This is a genomic window from Modestobacter sp. VKM Ac-2984 (genome assembly GCF_026967985.1).
GTDB lineage: Bacteria > Actinomycetota > Actinomycetes > Mycobacteriales > Geodermatophilaceae > Modestobacter.
On the sequence record NZ_JAPVBJ010000009.1, the window covers coordinates 91,771 to 110,648 of the forward strand.

Consider the following 18,878-nt stretch of genomic DNA (forward strand, 5'->3'; position numbering starts at 1 on the left):
GTACCGGTCAGCGACTGTGAGACATCTCCGACCGCCGGGACACCACGTAACGGCACCGTCACGTCTCGGACACCGCTGCCGCACACGCGGAAGGTGAGGTCTCCCTCGAGAACGCACAGCGCGCTCTCCGTCCGTCCGCCGCCCACGTTCGGCGGCCGGCCACGTCGGCCTCGAAGGAGACCCATGAGCCCCCAGCTCGTCCGGCGCGCGATCGCCGGCACCGTCGCAGCCACCACCGTCCTGGCGCTGGCTGCCTGCTCGTCCGACTCCGCGGAGGCCAGCGGCAGCGGCGACGGGGGCACCGAGACCGTCACGATCGGGACCCTGCGCGGCCAGCCGCACTTCTACGCCCCGTTCCTCTACGACGAGTACGCCCCCGAGGGGGTGGAGTTCGAGGTCGTCGTCCTGGACACGGCCCCGTCGCTGACCGACGCCGTCATCTCCGGCGCCGTCGACTTCGCGATCACCGGCGTCGTCGCGACGGTCGCCTCGGTCGCCCAGGACCGCGACATCACCGTGGTCGCCTCCGCGGCCGACGGCGGCTTCGGCTTCATCGGCGGCGAGGGCATCGAGACCGTGGCCGACCTGACCGGCAAGACGGTCGGCTACATCCAGGGCAGCGCCCCGGAGATCGCGATGCGGCTGATCCTGGAGGAGAACGGCATCGACCCGAGCAGCCTGGAGCTGATCGCCGTCCCGCCGCCGGAGATGGCGTCGGCCCTGGGCAGCGGCTCGATCGACGCCTTCTTCGGCACCGAGATCGCCGTCTCGCTCGCCACCGCCGCCGGCGGGAACGAGCTCACCGACCCCTACGCCACCCCGATCGGCCGGGTGAACCTCGGCCTCACCACCACCGGTGCGCTGATCGATGAGGACCCGGAACTGGTGCAGCAGGTCGTCGACACCCACGCGGAGACCACCGAGTACATGGCCGACAACGTCGAGGAGTGGCTGCCGGAGATGGTCGCCGAGTTCGGTGGCGACCAGGGCGTCTTCGAGTCGGCGCTGGACAACTTCTGGCTGCGCGCCGACCTGAGCGAGGAGTACCAGACCCAGGTCGAGGCGCTGGCCGAGGCGATGGTCGGACTCGGGGTCATCGACACCGCCCCCACCGCGGCCGACCTCGTCGACACCTCCTTCGCCCCGTCCGCCTGAGCCCCCCGGGGCGCCGGCGCAGCCGCGCCGGCGCCCCTCCCGCCCTGCGGGAGGAGAGGACCCCCATGACCACCACCGACGTCGCGACCGTCCCCGTCGCGGCCGCCGCCCCCACGGTCCCCGACGCCCCGCGCCGGCGGGGCCGCGGCCGGCTGCGCACCGTGCTGCTCGGCCTGCCCGTCCCGGTTCTGTTCCTGGTGCTCTGGCACCTGGGCCGGGCGCAGGAGTGGGAGCTGCCGCTGGGCCTCCGGATGGGCTTCCTGCCCTACCCCGCCGACGTCGCCGCCGGGCTGGTCAACTACGTCGCCGGCACCCGGGACGACGCCTTCAGCAGCCTGCTCTGGGAGGACCTGCCGGCCAGCGCGCTGCGCGTCGTCTCCGGCTTCGCCCTGGCCACGCTGATCGCCGTGCCGCTCGGCGTGCTGATGGGCCGGTTCCGCACTGCGAACTCGCTGTTCGACCCGATGATCAACCTGTTCCGGCCGATCCCGGCGACCGCCTGGGTGCCGCTGGTCGCGCTGCTCATCGGCTACGGCGACCAGGCCTCGATCTTCCTGATCACGCTGTCCGCCTTCTTCCCGATCGTGCTGGGCACCATCAGCGGCGCCCGCCAGGTGCCCGAGCGCCTGCTGGAGGCCGCCCGGATGCTGGGCACCTCCGGCGTCGGCACGCTGCTGCGGGTGGTGCTGCCGGCCGCCGCGCCCGCGATCGTCAACGGCATGCGGGTCGGCCTCGGCCTGGCCTGGGTGATCCTGGTGCTCAGCGAGACCACCGGCGTCCCGACCGGTCTGGGCTCGACGATCTTCCTGGCCCGCGACGTGGTGCAGACCGACCAGATCGTCGTCGGGATGATCTGCATCGCCGTCGCCGGCTTCCTCTCCGACCGGTTGCTGACGCTCTTCTTCCGCGTCCTGTTCCGCGACCGCCCGCTGATCAAGTAGGAGCCGACGATGGACACCCAACACCTCGCCGCCGGCCGCACCGCCGACGTCCGGATCGCCGGGCTGAGCAAGGTCTACGCCGGCGGCGTCGCCGCCATGGCCGACGTCGACCTGACCATCGCCTCCGGTGAGTTCGTCGCCGTGGTCGGCGCCAGCGGCTGCGGCAAGAGCACGCTGCTGCGCATCCTGGCCGGCTTCGAGCGGCCCAGCGCCGGCGTCGTCGAGGTCGGCGGGACGCCGGTCACCGGCCCCGGCCCCGACCGCGGCGTCGTCTTCCAGGACTACGGCCTGTTCCCCTGGCTGTCGGTGCGGGAGAACGTCGCCTACGGCCCGGCCCGCAAGAAGCTGCCCAAGGCGGAGGTCGCCGCGGTCACCGACCGGTTCATCGCCGCGGTGGGGCTGACCCGGTTCGCCGGGAAGTACCCCGCGCAGCTGTCCGGTGGCATGCAGCAGCGGGTGGCGATCGCCCGGGTGCTGGCCAACGACCCGTCGCTGCTGTTGATGGACGAGCCGTTCGGCGCGCTGGACGCGCTCACCCGGGCCGACCTGCAGACCGAGCTCAAGCGGATCCACGTCGACACCCGGACGACGGTGGTCTTCGTGACCCACTCGATCGAGGAGGCGGTCTACCTCGCCGACCGGGTCGTGGTGATGACCGGCGGCGCCTCGCACGGCGTGCCCGGCTCCGTCCGCCGGATCGTCCCGGTCGACCTGGCCGACCGCGACGTGACCAGCCCGGCCTTCAACGCGGTCAAGCGCGAGATCGCCGAGCTGGTGCACACGGTGCCCGCCGCGGCCTGATCCGGAGAGACCGCCCTCACCTCCTGAGGGGCCAAAGTCGCGATTTTGGCCCCGGGTGGGTGGGGTGGGGTCGCCATGGCTGGACCGACTTGGTGGGATGGGGCGTCCGGACCCCCCGGGCACCGCACCAGGGAGGAGACACATGCACCCGGACGGTCAGCTCCTGGGCGGGCGCTACGAGCTCACCTCGCTGATCGCCACCGGCGGCATGGGACAGGTCTGGCAGGCCCGGGACACCGTGCTCGAGCGGGACGTCGCGGTGAAGGTGCTGCGCAGCGAGTACACCGGCGACCCGACGTTCCTGGCCCGCTTCCGGGCCGAGGCCCAGCTCGCCGCCCGCCTGGTGCACCCCAACATCGCCACCCTGTTCGACTACGGCGAGATCCCACCCGCCGGCCCGCGCGACGAGCACCTCGCCTACCTGGTGATGGAGCTGGTGCGCGGTGAGTCGCTGTCGGCGCTGTTGCGCCGCGACGGCCGGCTCAGTCCGGAACGGACGCTGGACGTGCTGCGGCAGAGCGCCGCCGGCCTGGCCGCCGCGCACGCCACCGGGGTCGTGCACCGCGACATCAAGCCCGGCAACGTGCTCATCGGCGCCGACGGCACCGTCAAGATCACCGACTTCGGGGTCGCCGTCTCCGGTTCCACCGTGCCGCTCACCCAGGCCGGTCAGGTCATCGGCACCCCGCACTACCTCTCCCCCGAGCAGGCCCAGGGCGAGCGGGCCACCGCGGCCAGCGACGTCTACGCGCTCGGCGTCGTCGGCTACGAGTGCCTGGCCGGCCACCATGCGTTCGACGCCGAGAGCTCGGTGCAGGTCGCGCTCATGCAGATCCGGGACACCGCGGCACCCCTGCCCGCCGACGTCCCCGCGCCGGTGCGCCAGCTGGTCGCCGCGGCCATGGTCAAGGACCCGGCCCAGCGCTTCCCCGACGCCGCCGCCTTCGGCGCCGCGATCGACGACGTGCGCGCCGGCCGTCCGCTGCAGGCGACCGACCGGACGACCGTGCTCCCGGCGGCCGGTGGCGCCGCATCGTCGCCGAGCACGCGGATCATGCCCGCCGTCGGCGGCGCCGCGACGGCCGCCGGGGTGGGCGCTGCCGGGGTGGCCGTCGGTGCCGGCGCGGCCGGGCCGGGACCGGAACGGGAACGGGAGGGCAGGCGCCGCCGGCTGCTGCTGCCGCTGCTCGGGGTGCTCATCGTGGCCGCCGTCGCCGTCGCCGGGTTCCAGCTGCTCGGCGACGACGAGACGGACACCCCCACCACGACGCCGACGACGAGCGCCGAGCAGACCTCCTCGACCGCGCCCACCACCGAGGAGACCACCACCCCGAGCGCGGTGCTGGTCGAGGTGGACGCCGACGACTACCTGGGCCGGCGGCTCGCCGACGTCGAGGAGGACCTGATCGGCCTCCGCCTGTCGGTCAGCGCCGTCCCGCGGCAGACGGCCGACGCCGACGAGGGCGAGGTCCTCGCCGTCTCCCCCGTCGGCGAGCTGGCCGAGGGCAGCGTCGTCACCGTCACCTACGCCACCGCCCCGCCCGCACCGACCCCCACCTCCACCCCGACCGACGACGGCGGTGCGGACGAGGACGAGGACGAGGACGAGGAGGAGACCGACGAGGGCGGCGGGAACGGCACCGGAGGTGGCGGGAACGGCACCGAGGGCGGCGGGAACGGCGACCAGGGGAACCAGGGCAACGGGAACGGCGGCGACGACGACGGCGACGACGACGACGGGCAGGGCAGCGGCGACGGCTGACCCGCAGACCACCACCGCAGCACCCAGTTCTCGCCGAGCGGGAACTCCCGCCCCACGAGTCCCACATCGCAGCGGGCGAACGGGGAGGATGTGCCGGTGCACCCGAACGGTCAGCTCCTCGGCGGGCGCTACGAATTGCAGACGCTGATCGCCTCCGGCGGCATGGGCCAGGTCTGGCAGGCCCGCGACACCGTGCTCGGCCGGGACGTCGCGGTGAAGATCCTCCGCAGCGAGTACACGGCCAACGCCACCTTCCTCGCCCGGTTCCGCGCCGAGGCGCAGCACTCCGCCGGCCTGGTGCACCCGCACATCGCCACGCTCTTCGACTACGGCGAGGTACTGCCCGACGCCTCCACCCGCGGCGAGCACCTGGCCTACCTGGTGATGGAGCTCGTCCGCGGCGAGTCGCTGGCGACGCTGCTGCGCCGCGAGCGGCGACTGTCCCCTGACCGCACGCTGCAGGTGCTCCGGCAGTGCGCCGCCGGGCTGGCCGTCGCGCACGCCGCCGACGTCGTCCACCGGGACGTGAAGCCGGGCAACGTGCTGCTCGCCGACGACGGCGGGGTCAAGCTCACCGACTTCGGGGTGGCGGTCTCGGCCACCAGCGTGCCGCTGACCATCACCGGCGAGGTCGTCGGCACGGCCCACTACCTCTCCCCCGAGCAGGCCGCCGGCACCCGCGCCACCCCGGCCAGCGACGTCTACGCCCTCGGGCTGGTGGGCTACGAGTGCCTGGCCGGGCACCGCGGCTTCGACGGTGGGGACGTGGTGGAGGTGGCGCTCCGGCGGATCCGGGAGGTGCCGCCGCCGCTGCCCGACGACGTCCCGGCGCCGGTGCGCGCGCTGATCGACCGGGCCATCGCCAAGGACCCCGCGGAACGGTTCGCCGACGGCGCCGCCCTCCGCGCCGCCATCGACGACGTCCTGGCCGGCCGGCCGGTCGGCGGGCCGGACGCGGAGCCGCGGACGGCGGTGATGCCCGCCATCCGGACGGCGGAGCTCCCCGCGGTGCGGACGCCGACCCCGCTGCCGCCCTTCCCGGCGACCCAGGGCTACCCGCTCCCCCCGGCCGAGGACGAGGACGACGACCTCGGCGACGAGGCCGAACGCCGCCGTCGCTGGCCGTTCCTGGTCGCCACCCTGCTCACCTTCCTGGTCGCGATGGGGAGCACCTTCGGCCTGCTCCAGCTCGCCACCGACCGCGCGGACCCGCCGCCTGCCGCCCAGCCGACCCCCGCCGCCGAACCGGCGCCCCCGAGCGAGCCGGTGGTCCAGCTGGTCTCGCTGTCGACGGTGGACTACGTGGGACGACCGGTGACCGAGGTGCAGGCAGAGCTGATCGAGCGGGGGCTCGTCCCGACGCTGCGGCCCCTGCAGACCGGCGACGTCGCCGACGGCTCGGTGATCGCGCTCGACCCGGTCGGCCAGGTGCTGCCGGGGGCGGCGGTCACCCTCACCCACGCGGTCGCCCCGCCACCGCCACCCCCACCACCGCCACCGCCGCCTGCCCCGGAGCCGGCGCCCGCCCCGGCACCTGCGCCGACGCCGGCGGCCGAGCCCACGCCGGACGAGGACGCCCAGCTGGACCAGGAGGACATCGAGGAGGCCGTCGAGCGCTGGCGGGAACGCCGCCGGGACCGGGACGACTGACCGCCCGACCCGACGTGTGTGGTGTCCCGCCGGATCGGGCACGCCGGACACCATGGCCGACCAGTTCACGTTCACCGACCCGACCACCCGGTACCGCACCGACGGCTTCCCCGAGCAGTCCCAGGACGCCCCGGGCCTGACCACGGACCTGCAGCCCGGTGCCGACCACGGCGAGCAGAGCTACCGCGGCACCGGCCGACTGACCGGCCGCAAGGCACTGGTCACCGGCGCCGACTCCGGGATCGGCCGCGCCGCCGCGATCGCCTTCGCGCGGGAGGGCGCCGACGTCGTCCTCAACTACCTGCCCAGCGAGCAGACCGACGCCGAGCAGGTGGCCGAGCTGGTCCAGGAGGCCGGTCGCACGGCCGTGCTGGCCCCCGCCGACGTGTCCGACGAGGACGCCGCCCGGGCGCTGGTGCACACCGCGCTCGACCAGCTCGGTGGCCTGGACCTCATCGCCAACATCGCCGGCCGGCAGACGCACGTGGACGACCTCGCCGACGTCACCACCGAGCAGTTCGACCGGACGTTCAAGACCAACGTCTACGCGCTGTTCTGGATCGTGCAGGAGGCGCTGCCGCACCTGCCGGCCGGCGCGACGATCATCAACACCAGCTCGATCCAGGCCTACCAGCCCTCCCCCGGCCTGGTCGACTACGCGTCCACCAAGGCCGCGATCAACACGATGAGCAAGGCGCTGGCCCAGCAGCTGGCGCCGAAGGGGATCCGGGTCAACGTGGTGGCACCGGGCCCGTTCTGGACGCCGCTGCAGGCCTCCGGTGGCCAGCCGCCGTCGGCGTTGCCGGAGTTCGGCCAGGAGACCCCGCTGGGGCGCGCCGGTCAGCCGGCCGAGCTCGGCCCGGTCTACGTCTTCCTCGCCTCCGCCGAGTCCAGCTACGTCTCCGGCGAGACCCTGAACGTCAACGGCGGGATGCCGACGCCCTGACGCCCCGGCGCGGCACCGAGGTCGCCGACCCCGCCTCGGCAGCGCGGCGTGCCGGGCGGGGTGCGGAGGGTGTGCACGCGCCGGGTCCTGGCGCAGAGGCGGCGCGGCCCCGGCGACCGGGAGGGCGCGGGAGGACCCTGGTCCTCGCGGCGGTGCCGCCCGGGCCTCGCCAGGGAGGAGCACGGAGATGCACGCCAGGACCACCACGGTGCGCGGTGACCCGCAGGCCGTCGACGACGGGATCGACCACGTCCGCGACGCCGTCTGGCCGATGCTGCGCGGGATGAGCGGCTGCGTGGGCATGTCGATGCTGGCCGACCGGGCCGCCGGCCGCTGCATCGTCACCGCCGCCTGGGCCACCGACGAGGCCATGCGCGCCAGCGCGGTCGCCGTCGGCGAGCTCCGTGACCACGCCGCCGGGGTGATGCGGGCGGAGTCCATGGAGGTCGCCGAGTGGGAGATCGCCGTCCTGCACCGGGAGCACCCCACCGACGACGGGGCCTGCACCCGGGTCGTCTGGGCGAAGGCGGACCCGGCAGGCCTGGACGGCATGGTCGACGCCTTCCGGATGAGCCTGATCCCGTGGATGACGGAGCTCGCCGGCTTCTGCAGCACGAGCCTGCTGGTCGACCGGGACAGCGGCCGCGCCGCCGCGGCCGTCACCTACGCCGACCGCGGCGCGCTGGAGCGGTCCCGGCAGATGGGCTCGGCGATGCGCCGGGAGTTCGTCGCGGCGACCCGGGTGCAGGTCACCGAGGTCGCCGAGTTCGACCTGGCGATGGCGCACCTGCGGGTGCCCGAGATGGCCTGACCGACGGAGCCGCCCCACCCGACGGCGAGCTCCCGCGCGACGCCGCTTGACAAAGGACCTTGCCACACCAGCAAACTGTGCGGCATGAGCGACGACGTCGATGCGGTGGTCCAGGCCGTGGGGCCGCGGCTGCGCGCCCTGCGCCAGCAGCGGGACACCACGCTGACCCAGCTGTCGGAGACCACCGGCATCTCGGTCAGCACCCTGTCCCGCCTGGAGTCCGGGCAGCGGCGCGCGACGCTGGAGCTGCTGCTCCCGCTCACCCGCGCCCTGCAGGTCCCGCTGGACCAGCTGCTCGACGAACCGGCCTCGCGGGACCCCCGGGTCCAGCTGCGGCCGGTCGAGCGGCACGGCATGACGATGCTGCCGCTCACCCGCCGGCCCGGCGGGCTGCAGGCCTACAAGATGATCATGCCGCCGGGTCACCCCGCCGGCGACGTGGAGCTCAAGACCCACGAGGGCTACGAGTGGCTGTACGTGCTCAACGGCCGGTTCGTGCTCTTCCTCGGCGACCAGCGGCTGGAGCTCACCCCGGGCGAGGTGGTGGAGTTCGACACCCACGTGCCGCACGCGCTGACCAACCCCGGCCCGGCCCCGGTCGAGCTGCTGGCCCTGTTCGGTCCGCAGGGCGAGCGGATGCACGTGCGGGCCCGTCCGCGCGGGAGCGGCGAATAGTCGATCGCTGCCGGGCTCACCGAGCGGGACGGCGCGGTGTTCGGGAGGCTGGTGCCCCCGGGCCTGAGATCACGGGCCGTCCCGTTCACCCTGGAGGTACGCCTTGCCCGCACGCGCACCCAAGGAGATCGCCCAGGTCGCCGCCGCGACCGGGGCGAAGAAGACCCGCCGCACCTGGGACAAGGTCCTGGTCAGCGGCTTTCTGGCCGGTGCCTACATCGCCTTCGGTGGGCTCGTCGCCATCGTCGTCTCCTCCGGCCTGGACCCGGAGACCTGGGGGACGCTGCCGACGCTGTTCACCGGCGCGACCTTCACCCTCGGCCTGGTGCTCGTGCTCGTCGCCGGCTCCGACCTGGCCACGGGCAACATGGCACTGGTCCCGCTCGGCGCGATGCGCGGCAAGATCGACGTCGGCGACGTGGTCAAGAACCTGACCCTGGTGCTGCTCGGCAACCTGGTCGGGGCCATGTTCGTGGCGTTCTTCCTCGCCGTGCAGACCGGGGTGATCGGCGACGCCGACGCCACCGGCACGGGCGGGCTCACCTACGAGCGGCTGGCCTCCATCGCGGAGGGCAAGGCGCTGGAGGAGACCGCGTGGCAGACGTTCCTCCGCGCGGTGGGGTGCAACTGGCTGGTCTGCCTGGCGGTCTGGATGTCGCTGGCGGCCACCACCGTCTCGGGCAAGATCCTGGCGATCTTCTTCCCGATCATGGCCTTCGTGGCGATGGGCTTCGACCACGTCATCGCCAACATGTTCTTCCTGCCGGCGGCGATCTTCGCCGGCGTCGACATCGGCTGGGACGATGCGGCGCTCAACTGGCTGCTGGCCGGAGCGGGCAACCTCATCGGCGCGGTCGTCTTCGTCTCGACGTCCTACTGGTACCTGTTCCTGAAGGACCAGCCGGAGGACGAGGAGGAGCGGACCGAGGAGCCGGTCGAGCCCGCGGAACGGGGCTGATCCCTCCGCCGAACGCCGACGGCGGCGCCCCACCTCGGTGGGACGCCGCCGTCGTGCTGTTCCGGGGCCGATCAGCCCGGGGTCAGGACCCCGCACCCTCCTGCTCCGCGCGTCCCGTGCCCCTGCCCTGGTCGAGGACGTCGGTGCCCGGGCCGCCGATCAGCGTGTCGCCGCCGTTGTCCCCGCGCAGCTCGTCGTCCCCGGCGCCACCGAGCAGGACGTCGTCCCCGTTGCCGCCGCGGAGCACGTCGTCCCCGTCGCCGCCGCAGATGACGTCGGCGCCGTTGCCACCGGTGAGGACGTCGTCGCCGCCCAGCCCCATGATCACGTCGACGCCGTTCCCGCCGCGCAGCACGTCGTCGCCATCGGTGCCGACGAGCGTGGGCTCCAGGCCCTGGCAGAGCAGCGGCTCCGGCTCCGGCTCCACAGCGGTCTCCTGGAGGTCGATGCCGAGCAGCAGCGGGTCGTGGTCGCTGGAGCGGTACGGGTCAGCCGCGTACAGCGCCGGGTCGCCGGCGTACTGGTAGGCGAAGGACTCCACCGAGTTGATGTTCCAGTGCACGACGTCGGTCACCTTCGCGGTGAGCTCGGTCGTGGCCAGCGCATGGTCCAGCGAGCCGGACAGTGCGTTGAACACGTAGCTGTACCGGCCCGGGTCGAACTGCTCGCCCAGGTCGACGTAGCCGGCCGTTCGCAGGGCCTCGATCGGGTCCTCCTGGGTGTAGGCGTTGAAGTCGCCCATGAGGATCACGTCCGGGTCGCCGGTCTGCGCCTCCAGCTGCTCGGCGAAGGCCACCAGCGACTCCGCCTGCCGCACCCGGTCGCCGTTGAAGTTCCCCTGCCCGTCGGTCTCGGCGTTGTCCCCGGTGCCGGTGCCGCCCTTGGACTTGAAGTGGTTGGCGACCACGGTGAAGGCGTCGCCGTCCGCGGTGAAGGTCTGGGCGATCGGCTCGCGGGCGTTCGACCACACGGTCTCGTCGACCAGACCGACCGACGGACCGACCGGGGTGACGACGGCGGGCTGGTAGATGATCGCGTTGCGGATCACGTCCCGGTCGACCGTGTACAGCTCCGCCGGGAACGGCACGAACGCCCACTTCTCCGAGCCGGCGTCGGCGTTGAGCCGGGCCACCAGGTCCGCCAGCGCGGTGTCGGCGTTGCCCGGGGTGTAGCCGGTGGAGTCGGTGTCCTCGATCTCCATCAGGGTGACCACGTCGGCGTCCAGGGCGTTGACCGCCGGCACGATCTTGCCGGCCTGCTCGGCGAACTCCGCGTCGCTGGTGGCACCCCGGCCGACGCCGCCCTGGGTGAGGAAGTAGTTGAGCACGTTGAACGCGCCCAGCTGGACGTCGCCGCCCACCTCGCCCGGCGTGGCCGGCCGGGTGTCCTGCGGGGCGAACACGCCCTCCGCGGTGCCGTCGGCAGGCTGCAGCCGCCAGGCGCCGAACCCGTAGCCGAGCACCAGCGGCTCGGTGAAGGTCAGCGTGTCGCCGACCCGCACCGGGGTCTCCGGCGTCAGGTAGGGGGCGGTGGTGACGTTGACCCGGCCGCTCTGCGCGTCGTCGAGGACGATCCGGCGCAGCGCATTGTCCGCTGCGATCGCGTCCGCGCCGGCGCCGGGGCGGGCCAGCTCGGTGGGCTGCACCAGCAGGCCCCCCTCGGACAAGGTCAGCTCGCCGTAGCTGGTGAGGGCGTAGACCTCGCTGACGGTCAGGGCGTCGACCGGGGCGATCAGCATGCCCTCGACCTGCTCACGCGCGGCGTCGTCGGCCGGCAGGTCCAGCGGTGTCGCCGCCGGGAGGTCGGCGATGGTCCCGTCGGCGCAGATGCCGACGTTCCCCTCGCCCCGGACCTGGGTCTGCTCGAAGTACTCCTGGGCCTGGCCGGTCACCGCGACCGTGTCGCCGAGGTCCACCTCGACGGCGGAGAAGACGAAGACCCCGTCGGAGGTGGCGGCGTTCCCGTCACCGTCGACGTCCTGCAGGTAGAAGCCGGACAGACCGGGGGTGTCGCCGACGACGACGCCCCGCACGGTGACCATGGAGCCGTCCAGCGGAGTGGTGGCGCCGGTGCCCTGGACGTCACCGATCTCGTGGGTGACGGGGACGTCGCAGACCTCACCGGCAGCCGGCGGTGGGTCCACCGGGCCGGGGGCTGCGGAGTTGACCGCGCCCCTGGTGGCCGTGGCCGGGCCGGACCAGACGAGCGCGTCGGTGGCGGCGTCGTAGCTGCGCGACAGCGACTGCCCGACCGGCTCGGTGCCTGCCTCGCTCACGCCGATGTCGGTGCTGGTCAAGCCGGCGGCCGGGCCGCCGGCGGCGGTCAGCGTCCCCTCGTAGGAGAGGAACTCCAGCACCTCCGTGCCGCGGACCAGGGCGATCGCATCCGGTGACCCGTTCTGCACGCCGTTGGCCGGGTAGTCGACGACGGCCACGGCGGGGGCGTCAGCCGGCGCCGTCACGACCGGGAGCGCGTCGGTGTCGTAGGCCGAGGAGTTGCTCCCGTTGTAGAGGACCACGCTCAGCCCGGCCGAGGTGGTGCCGGCAGGGAGCTGGACCTCGACGAACTCACCGGCGTCGGTGCCCGTGTTGTCGTAGTGCACCTCGGAGACGAACGGCGCGGTGGGCGGTGCCGCGGCCGCGACGGCCGGGACGGCGACGACGCCGAGGACCGCCGCGGAGGCTGCGGCGGCGCCCAGGGCGGCGCGCCTCGCAGACGTGCGGGCAGTGCCTGGAGGGAGGGGCACGGAGGTTCCTCTCGGAGGGGGACGAGCGGTCAGCGGGCACAGCGTGGGCTCGCACCGTGAACGACACGCTGACGGTATGTGTCAACGCAGTGACACGCCGCACTGCGCTGCCCCACCCCGGCGCGGCGCCCGGGTGTCGCGCGACCGGCCCGCGCCGCTGCCCTCGCCGGCCGGCTCGGGGTCCCGATCCCCTGCACCCACGACGCCCAACGGACGCCGGGAACCGGGTCAGTCGGTGGGGTCCACTGGAGCGTCGTCCCGGGTGGCGTCCTGCTGCGTGCGGAAGCGCAGCGACTCCACCAGCACGTAACCGAACACGACGGTCCACGCGAAGCTCAGGAAGGCCTCGCCCCACTCGCCGTCGACCAGCCGCAGCACCAGCGCGACCAGGTTGTAGGCCACCGCCACGCCCGCCAGCAGCTGCACTCCCCGGTTGCCGAACCAGGGCGGGCGGAAGGGGGCGGCCATGCCCAGAGGCTAGCCCGGCCCGGGCGCCCGGCGACGGTGGATCGCCTGGCACCGCGCGCCACACCCTGCGGTGGCGCGTCCGGTCGAGGAGGCTGGAGGGGTGAGCACCAAGAAGCAGAGCGGCAGCGGCTACGTCGAACCCGGCCAGGACTACCAGCGGGACGAGAACTACATCACCGACCGGATCACCGCCGACGGCGACAGCCGGTGGCCGGTGGAGGCCGGTCGGTACCGGCTGGTCATCGCCCGGGCGTGCCCGTGGGCCAACCGCGCGGCGATCGTCCGGCGCCTGCTCGGCCTCGAGCAGGCCATCAGCATGGGCATCTGCGGGCCCACGCACGACGAGCGCAGCTGGACCTTCGACCTCGACCCCGGCGGCCGCGACCCGGTGCTGGGGTACGAGCGGCTGCAGGAGGCGTTCTTCGCCCGCGACCCGGAGTACCCGCGCGGCATCACCGTGCCCGCGATGGTCGACATCCCGACCGGGGCCGTCGTCACCAACGACTTCAAGCAGATGACGCTGGACTTCTCCTCCGAGTGGACCGCGTTCCACCGCGACGGCGCCCCCGACCTCTACCCCGAGCACCTGCGGGCGGAGATGGACGAGGTGATCGAGCGGATCTTCACCGAGGTGAACAACGGGGTCTACCGCTGCGGCTTCGCCGGGTCGCAGAACGCCTACGACAAGGCCTACGAGCGGCTCTGGACGGCGATGGACTGGCTGGAGGAGCGGCTCACCACCCGCCGGTTCCTGATGGGCGACACCATCACCGAGGCCGACGTCCGGCTGTTCACCACGCTGGCCCGGTTCGACGCCGTCTACCACGGCCACTTCAAGGCCAACCGCAACAAGCTGACCGAGCTGCCGGCGGTGTGGGGCTACGCCCGCGACCTGTTCCAGACACCGGGCTTCGGTGACACCACCGACTTCCCGCAGATCAAGGAGCACTACTACGTGGTGCACGCCGACATCAACCCGACCCAGATCATCCCGATGGGCCCGGACACGTCGGTCTGGCTGACCCCGCACGGCCGCGAGGAGATGGGTGGCAGCCCCTTCGGCGACGGCACCCCGCCCGGCCCGCCGGTCGCGGGTGAGGTCATCCCGCCCGAGCACGGCCCCGGCGGCATCGGCCACCGCTGAGCGCGCCGCGGCCCGGGACCCCTGGTTGGCTGACCACGGCGTCCCGGGCAGCGGAGCCCGCGGACCGAGGAGAGGTGGCGCAGTGGTGCACAGACTGATCGTCCAGTACGGCCAGCCGACCGACCCGGCGGAGTTCGACCGGCACTACCGGGACGTGCACGTCGGGCTGGCGCAGGCCATCCCCGGCCTGCTCCGGTTCACCGTCGGGCACCCCCGGTCGATGGACCCCACCGCCGCCGGCCCCTACCTGATCGCCGAGCTGGACTTCGAGTCCGCCGACGCGATGGGGGCCGGCATGGGCTCCGAGGCCGGCCGGGCCGCCGGTGCCGACGTGGCCACCTTCGCCACCGGCGGGGCCTCCATGTCGAGCCTCGACCTCGACGACCTCAGCCCGGCGGGCTGACCCCACCGACGTGCTGACCGGCCGGCCGGACCTGGTGCTCCCCAGCGCCGGGCCCGACCCGCTGCCGTGGAGCACCGCGCTGGCCGCCGTCCTCGGGTACGCCCGGGGACGGCGGCCGCTGCGGTACCGCTCCCCCAACGAGCGCGACGGCCGGTGGGTGCAGGTGCCGGCCTTCGGCTACGACCGGTACGACGCCCGGCCGGTCCGGACGGGGCCGCTGGGCGACGAGGACGTGCTGGTGGCCGAGGGGCTGCACGGCCGGCTCGACCCCGGCGGGTGGTCGGTGGTCCGCGCGGCCCTCGACGCGGCCCAGCCCGTGGCCGATGCGCTCGCCGGACGCGCCGCCGGGCGCACCTTCTGGGAGCTGCCGGACGACGAGTTCTCGGTGCTCGGGGAACCGGGCACCGTCGGCGCCGCCCTGCGCGGTCTGGGCGAGCTGGCCGAACCCCAGCGGCGGCACGTGTCGGCCGCGCTGCACCACCGCCGTCCCGACCTGGTGCCGGTGCTGCACCGCGCCACCTGGCTGCAGACGGTGCCGCACCTGCGCGAGGGCGACAGCGGGACGGCGGCGGTCGTGCACCGCGAGCTCCGGGCGAACGAGGCCGCCTTCGCCGCGCTCGAGGAGGCGGCTGCCGAGCTGCTCGACGCCCCGCTGACCCGGCTGCGGCTGCACGACGTGCTGGTGTGGCTCAGCGGCACGTTGCGGCTGTGCACCGCGGTGGCGCTGGGCGAGGCCACCGAGGAGTGGCGGCGTGCGCCCAGCGCGATCCACTGACCGGCCGGCGGACCGGACCAGCCGGGCCCGATCCCGTCCCGGAGCGGAGGGTGCGCCGTCGCTGAGCAGCCCGTGACGCAACGCCGGAGTCCGGGACCAGGGCCCGCTCCCCGGCTGACCGCGGCCCGGGCAGACGAGCACAGTTCCCTGCACGGCGGTGCCGCCGGGGGCGGCGCCGGAGGCGAGGAGGCACCCATGTACGCACGGACGACCACCCTCCGCGGCAACCCGCGCGCCCTCGACGACGCGATCGCGTTCGTCCGGGAGGAGTGGCTCCCGGCGACGACCGACCTGCCGGGCTGCACCGGGCTGTCGATGCTCGTCGGCCGCCGCACCGGTCGGTGCATCGTCGCCAGCGGCTGGGCGGACGAGCAGGCGATGCTCGGCAGCGCCGAGGGCATGCGCCGCGACCGCGCCCGCCTCGGCCAGGTGCTCGGGGCCGTGCCGGTGGTCGCGCAGTGGGAGGTCGCCGTCATGCACCGGGTGCAGCCCACCGGCGAGGACGCCGTCTGCCGGCTCATCTGGAGCTCCCGCCCGAACCCGGCCGCGCTCGACGACGACGTCGCCACCTTCCGGATGGCCCTGCTGCCCCGGATCGAGGAGCTCACCGGCTTCTGCAGCGCCAACCTGATGATCGACCGGGTGTCCGGCAACACCGTGCTGGCCATCGCCTACGCCGACCGGGAGGCGATGCTGGTCGCCGGCCAGCGCGCCGACGCGCTGCGCACGGAGTACGGCCGGGCGATGGGCGGCCGGATCACCGAGGTCGCCGAGCTCGACCTGGTCGTCGCCCACCTGCGCATCCCCGAGACCGTCTGACGACGGGCCACCTCGCCCCCTGCGAGGTGGCCGCTCCGGCACGTCCCTGGGTCGCGGCGCCCGGTGTCAGACCGCGCGGGTCAGGGCCGGCCAGAGGGCGTCGGGGCCGTCGGCGAGCAGCCCGGCCCCGAGCACCCGGGCCCACGCCGTCTCGGTGCCGGCCTCGTCCCGCCACGACCAGCAGCGCCGGGTGAGGTGGTGCAGCCGGTGCTCCTGGGTGAAGCCGATCGCGCCGTGCACCTGGTGGGCCAGCCGGGCCACCACCTCCACGGCTGCCCCGGCGCGCACCTTCGCCGCGGCCGCGGCCAGCACCAGCGACTCCCCGCGCTCGACCGCCTGGACCGCGGCGTCGACCAGCGCCGCCACCGCGGTCACCTCGCCGGCCATCTCGGCCAGCTCCATCTGGATCGCCTGGAACCGGCCCAGCGGCCGGCCGAACTGCTGCCGCTCGCCCGCGTACTGCACCGTCCAGGCCAGCACCTGCTGCAGCGCCGCCGACAGCTGCACCGCCCGGGCCAGCGCGTACCGCGCCCGCAGCTGCTGGGCCTGCGCGTCGGTCAGCAGCGCCCCGGCCGCGGTCACCTCCTGCAGCACCAGCGAGCCGCGCGGCTCCCCGGCCAGGTTGGCCGCGTGCGTGGTCTCCCGACCGGTGACGTCGACCAGCGCGAGCACCGGCCCGACCGGGCTGGTGGCCAGGACGGCGAGGTGCCGGGCGACCCCGGCCCACGCGACGTCGGTCGCCGTGCCGGTCAGCGTCCAGCTCCCCGGACCGTCGCCGTCGTCCCGCGGTTCGGCGGTGACCGCGCCGTCGACCGCGATGGACAACGGCTCGTCCGGGGAGGGCAGGTCGAGGCCGGCGGCCAGGACGGCGGGGCCGGCGACCAGCAGCTGCTCGGCCACCGGCACCGCCGCGGCCCCAGCGGCCAGCGCCCCCACGACCGCCACCGCGTCGGCGAGCTCACCGCCGGAGCCACCGGCCTCCTCGGGCAGCCCCACCCCGGTCAGCCCGGCCTCGGCCAGCGCCGACCACAACCCGGCGTCCCACGGCCGTTCGGCGGTGAGCACGAACGGCTCGAACTTCGTCAGGATGTCCCGGACGGTCTCGACGACCAGGTCCACGTCGGAGGAGGTCATCGCAGTCCCAGCCCTCGTGCCACGATCCCGCGCAGGATCTCGTTGGTGCCGCCCCGCAGCGTGTAGCCCGGCGCGTGCAGCTGCGCCTCGGCCAGTGCCCGGCCCAGCGGGTCGGGTGAGTCCAGGGACGCCGGGACGTCGACCACCCGGCGCACCTCGTCGATCACGTCGGCCTCGAACGTCGTCCCCACGTCCTTGACCAGGGCGGCCGGGATGTCGGGGAGCTCGCCGCGGTCCAGCGCGCCGGCGATCCGCAGCGACAGCTGGCGCAGCGCGAGCAGCCGGGCCGACAGCCGGCCCAGGGTGGCCAGCTGCGCGGGGTCCTGGTCCTCGGCCGCGCGTCGGGCGAACTCGGCGATCAGCGGGTAGGTCGACAGGAACCGCTCCGGCCCGGACCGCTCGAACGCCAGCTCGGCGGTCACCTGGTGCCAGCCCGCGCCCTCCTCCCCCAGCAGCATGTCGCCGGGGACGACCGCGTCGTCGAAGACCACCTCGTTGAAGTGGTGGCCGCCGTCCAGGATCCGGATCGGGTTGACGGTGATCCCGGGCAGCGACAGGTCGACCAGCAGCTGGGAGAGCCCCGCGTGCCGGTTGGCCGGGTCGGCCGGCGCGGTGCGGACCAGGGTGATCGCGTAGTGCGAGTGGTGCGCGTTCGACGTCCACACCTTCGCGCCGTTGACCACCCAGTCGCCGTCGCCGTTGCGGGTGGCCCGGGTGCGGATCGAGGCGAGGTCGGAGCCGCTGTCCGGCTCGCTCATCCCGATCACGAAGTAGCACTCCCCCGCCGCGATCCGCGGCAGGATCTCCGCGCGCTGGGCCTCGGTGCCGTAGCGCAGCAGGTTGGGCCCGGACTGCCGGTCGGCGATCCAGTGCGCCGCGACCGGGGCGCCGGCGGCCAGCAGCTCCTCGGTGACCGCGTACCGCTCCATCGCCGTCCGCTCGTGCCCGCCGTACTGCTTCGGCCACGTCATGCCCAGCCAGCCGCGCTCACCGAGCTTGCGGGAGAACGCCGGGTCGACACCGGAGAGCCAGGTGTCCACGTGGGTGGTGAAGCTGCCGGCGGCCAGTTCGGCGGCGAGGAACTCGCGCACCTCGACCCGCACCTCCTCCGCGGCGGCCGATCGCGGCGCAGGCGCCAGCGTCAACGAGTTGCTGCCCATGCAGTGCTCCCCACGTCGATGTGGTGCCCGGTCGTGCTGGGTCCGGTGTCGGTTCTACCGGGTGCGGTGTGTCCCGGCCCGCTGGGGGGGCAGGGTGGCCGGGTGACCGATCCCTTCTCCCTGTCCCGGTTCGTCGACGCGCAGGACTCCGGCGGCACCTACGACCAGGCGCTGGCCGAGCTGCGCGCCGGGCGCAAGACCAGCCACTGGATGTGGTTCGTGCTCCCGCAGCTCACCGGTCTCGGCAGCAGCGCGATGGCCCAGCGGTACGCGATCAGCGGGCTCGACGAGGCCCGCGCGTACCTGGCCCACCCAGTGCTCGACCCCCGACTGCGCGAGTGCGCCCGGGCGCTCACCGCGCTGGACACCGACGACCCGGTCGCCGTCCTGGGGTCGATCGACGCGCAGAAGCTGCGCTCGTCGATGACGTTGTTCGCCCGGGCCGCGCCCGACGAGCCGCTGTTCGGCCAGGTCCTGGACCAGTACTTCGCCGGCGCCGAGGACGCCGCGACGACGTCCCGGCTGTAGGA

General features: G+C 74.1%; 18 protein-coding genes. 14 read left to right on the forward strand and 4 right to left on the reverse strand.

The window, feature by feature from the left end; translation table 11 throughout:
* The first annotated feature begins 183 nt into the window (after nucleotides 1-183).
* The 9 genes from O2W16_RS17675 (at nucleotide 184) to O2W16_RS17715 (ending at nucleotide 9,699) form a co-directional block, all read left to right on the forward strand.
* Nucleotides 184-1,155 carry an ABC transporter substrate-binding protein gene (locus tag O2W16_RS17675; protein WP_269160129.1) on the forward strand — a complete coding sequence of 324 codons (972 nt, stop codon included), beginning with the start codon at nucleotides 184-186 and terminating at the stop codon, nucleotides 1,153-1,155.
* 65 nt (nucleotides 1,156-1,220) lie between these two features.
* Nucleotides 1,221-2,096: an ABC transporter permease gene (locus tag O2W16_RS17680; RefSeq protein WP_269160130.1), complete on the forward strand. Its 876-nt coding sequence runs from the start codon at nucleotides 1,221-1,223 to the stop codon at nucleotides 2,094-2,096.
* A 9-nt stretch (nucleotides 2,097-2,105) separates the two neighbouring features.
* On the forward strand, nucleotides 2,106-2,897 hold the full coding sequence (locus O2W16_RS17685; protein ID WP_269160131.1) for an ABC transporter ATP-binding protein: 792 nt from the start codon (nucleotides 2,106-2,108) through the stop codon (nucleotides 2,895-2,897).
* 142 nt (nucleotides 2,898-3,039) lie between these two features.
* A complete protein-coding gene (locus O2W16_RS17690) occupies nucleotides 3,040-4,659 on the forward strand; it encodes a protein kinase domain-containing protein (RefSeq protein ID WP_269160132.1) in 1,620 nt (539 codons plus the stop codon).
* Between the two features lie 96 nt (nucleotides 4,660-4,755).
* Nucleotides 4,756-6,309 carry a protein kinase domain-containing protein gene (locus O2W16_RS17695; RefSeq protein ID WP_269160133.1) on the forward strand — a complete coding sequence of 518 codons (1,554 nt, stop codon included), beginning with the start codon at nucleotides 4,756-4,758 and terminating at the stop codon, nucleotides 6,307-6,309.
* A 52-nt stretch (nucleotides 6,310-6,361) separates the two neighbouring features.
* Complete coding sequence (locus O2W16_RS17700; RefSeq protein WP_269160134.1) at nucleotides 6,362-7,255, forward strand: glucose 1-dehydrogenase; 894 nt, start codon at nucleotides 6,362-6,364, stop codon at nucleotides 7,253-7,255.
* A gap of 187 nt (nucleotides 7,256-7,442) precedes the next feature.
* On the forward strand, nucleotides 7,443-8,066 hold the full coding sequence (locus O2W16_RS17705; RefSeq protein WP_269160135.1) for a hypothetical protein: 624 nt from the start codon (nucleotides 7,443-7,445) through the stop codon (nucleotides 8,064-8,066).
* 84 nt (nucleotides 8,067-8,150) lie between these two features.
* On the forward strand, nucleotides 8,151-8,741 hold the full coding sequence (locus O2W16_RS17710) for a helix-turn-helix domain-containing protein (protein WP_269160136.1): 591 nt from the start codon (nucleotides 8,151-8,153) through the stop codon (nucleotides 8,739-8,741).
* Between the two features lie 103 nt (nucleotides 8,742-8,844).
* Nucleotides 8,845-9,699: a formate/nitrite transporter family protein gene (locus O2W16_RS17715; RefSeq protein WP_269160137.1), complete on the forward strand. Its 855-nt coding sequence runs from the start codon at nucleotides 8,845-8,847 to the stop codon at nucleotides 9,697-9,699.
* An 82-nt stretch (nucleotides 9,700-9,781) separates the two neighbouring features.
* Here O2W16_RS17715 and O2W16_RS17720 read toward each other — a convergent pair whose 3' ends face one another.
* Entirely contained in the window at nucleotides 9,782-12,445 is a 2,664-nt protein-coding gene (locus O2W16_RS17720) for an ExeM/NucH family extracellular endonuclease (protein WP_269160138.1), read from the reverse strand.
* A 228-nt stretch (nucleotides 12,446-12,673) separates the two neighbouring features.
* Nucleotides 12,674-12,913, reverse strand: coding sequence for a hypothetical protein (locus O2W16_RS17725; protein WP_269160139.1), 240 nt, complete (start codon nucleotides 12,911-12,913; stop codon nucleotides 12,674-12,676).
* A 100-nt stretch (nucleotides 12,914-13,013) separates the two neighbouring features.
* Here O2W16_RS17725 and O2W16_RS17730 point away from each other — a divergent pair, with 100 nt between their 5' ends.
* The 4 genes from O2W16_RS17730 to O2W16_RS17745 all read left to right on the forward strand — a co-directional run bounded on the left by O2W16_RS17730 (nucleotide 13,014) and on the right by O2W16_RS17745 (nucleotide 16,054).
* On the forward strand, nucleotides 13,014-14,057 hold the full coding sequence (locus O2W16_RS17730; protein WP_269160140.1) for a glutathione S-transferase family protein: 1,044 nt from the start codon (nucleotides 13,014-13,016) through the stop codon (nucleotides 14,055-14,057).
* Nucleotides 14,058-14,139: 82 nt separating this feature from the next.
* Nucleotides 14,140-14,460, forward strand: coding sequence for an EthD family reductase (locus O2W16_RS17735; RefSeq protein WP_269160141.1), 321 nt, complete (start codon nucleotides 14,140-14,142; stop codon nucleotides 14,458-14,460).
* 10 nt (nucleotides 14,461-14,470) lie between these two features.
* Complete coding sequence (locus tag O2W16_RS17740) at nucleotides 14,471-15,235, forward strand: DUF6308 family protein (RefSeq protein ID WP_269160142.1); 765 nt, start codon at nucleotides 14,471-14,473, stop codon at nucleotides 15,233-15,235.
* Between the two features lie 195 nt (nucleotides 15,236-15,430).
* Complete coding sequence (locus O2W16_RS17745) at nucleotides 15,431-16,054, forward strand: hypothetical protein (protein ID WP_269160143.1); 624 nt, start codon at nucleotides 15,431-15,433, stop codon at nucleotides 16,052-16,054.
* A gap of 66 nt (nucleotides 16,055-16,120) precedes the next feature.
* Here the strand turns inward: O2W16_RS17745 and O2W16_RS17750 are convergent, their stop codons facing one another.
* Nucleotides 16,121-17,188, reverse strand: a complete 1,068-nt coding sequence (locus O2W16_RS17750) for an acyl-CoA dehydrogenase family protein (protein WP_269160144.1) — start codon at nucleotides 17,186-17,188, stop codon at nucleotides 16,121-16,123.
* Nucleotides 17,185-18,348, reverse strand: a complete 1,164-nt coding sequence (locus O2W16_RS17755; RefSeq protein WP_269160145.1) for an acyl-CoA dehydrogenase family protein — start codon at nucleotides 18,346-18,348, stop codon at nucleotides 17,185-17,187. Before O2W16_RS17755 ends, O2W16_RS17750 begins: the two co-directional genes overlap by 4 nt.
* A 102-nt stretch (nucleotides 18,349-18,450) precedes the next feature.
* Here O2W16_RS17755 and O2W16_RS17760 point away from each other — a divergent pair, with 102 nt between their 5' ends.
* Entirely contained in the window at nucleotides 18,451-18,876 is a 426-nt protein-coding gene (locus O2W16_RS17760) for a DUF1810 domain-containing protein (RefSeq protein WP_269160146.1), read from the forward strand.
* The last annotated feature ends 2 nt before the right edge of the window (nucleotides 18,877-18,878 follow it).

What these genes read in the sequence shown, in the direction of transcription:
- O2W16_RS17690 (WP_269160132.1), top strand. Translation starts at nt 3,040, where the DNA reads ATGCACCCGGACGGTCAGCTCCTGGGCGGGCGCTACGAGCTCACCTCG.
- O2W16_RS17685 (WP_269160131.1), top strand. Translation starts at nt 2,106, where the DNA reads ATGGACACCCAACACCTCGCCGCCGGCCGCACCGCCGACGTCCGGATC.
- O2W16_RS17750 (WP_269160144.1), bottom strand. Translation starts at nt 17,188, where the DNA reads ATGACCTCCTCCGACGTGGACCTGGTCGTCGAGACCGTCCGGGACATC.
- O2W16_RS17675 (WP_269160129.1), top strand. Translation starts at nt 184, where the DNA reads ATGAGCCCCCAGCTCGTCCGGCGCGCGATCGCCGGCACCGTCGCAGCC.
- O2W16_RS17755 (WP_269160145.1), bottom strand. Translation starts at nt 18,348, where the DNA reads ATGGGCAGCAACTCGTTGACGCTGGCGCCTGCGCCGCGATCGGCCGCC.
- O2W16_RS17680 (WP_269160130.1), top strand. Translation starts at nt 1,221, where the DNA reads ATGACCACCACCGACGTCGCGACCGTCCCCGTCGCGGCCGCCGCCCCC.
- O2W16_RS17725 (WP_269160139.1), bottom strand. Translation starts at nt 12,913, where the DNA reads ATGGCCGCCCCCTTCCGCCCGCCCTGGTTCGGCAACCGGGGAGTGCAG.
- O2W16_RS17745 (WP_269160143.1), top strand. Translation starts at nt 15,431, where the DNA reads ATGTACGCACGGACGACCACCCTCCGCGGCAACCCGCGCGCCCTCGAC.
- O2W16_RS17700 (WP_269160134.1), top strand. Translation starts at nt 6,362, where the DNA reads ATGGCCGACCAGTTCACGTTCACCGACCCGACCACCCGGTACCGCACC.
- O2W16_RS17710 (WP_269160136.1), top strand. Translation starts at nt 8,151, where the DNA reads ATGAGCGACGACGTCGATGCGGTGGTCCAGGCCGTGGGGCCGCGGCTG.
- O2W16_RS17705 (WP_269160135.1), top strand. Translation starts at nt 7,443, where the DNA reads ATGCACGCCAGGACCACCACGGTGCGCGGTGACCCGCAGGCCGTCGAC.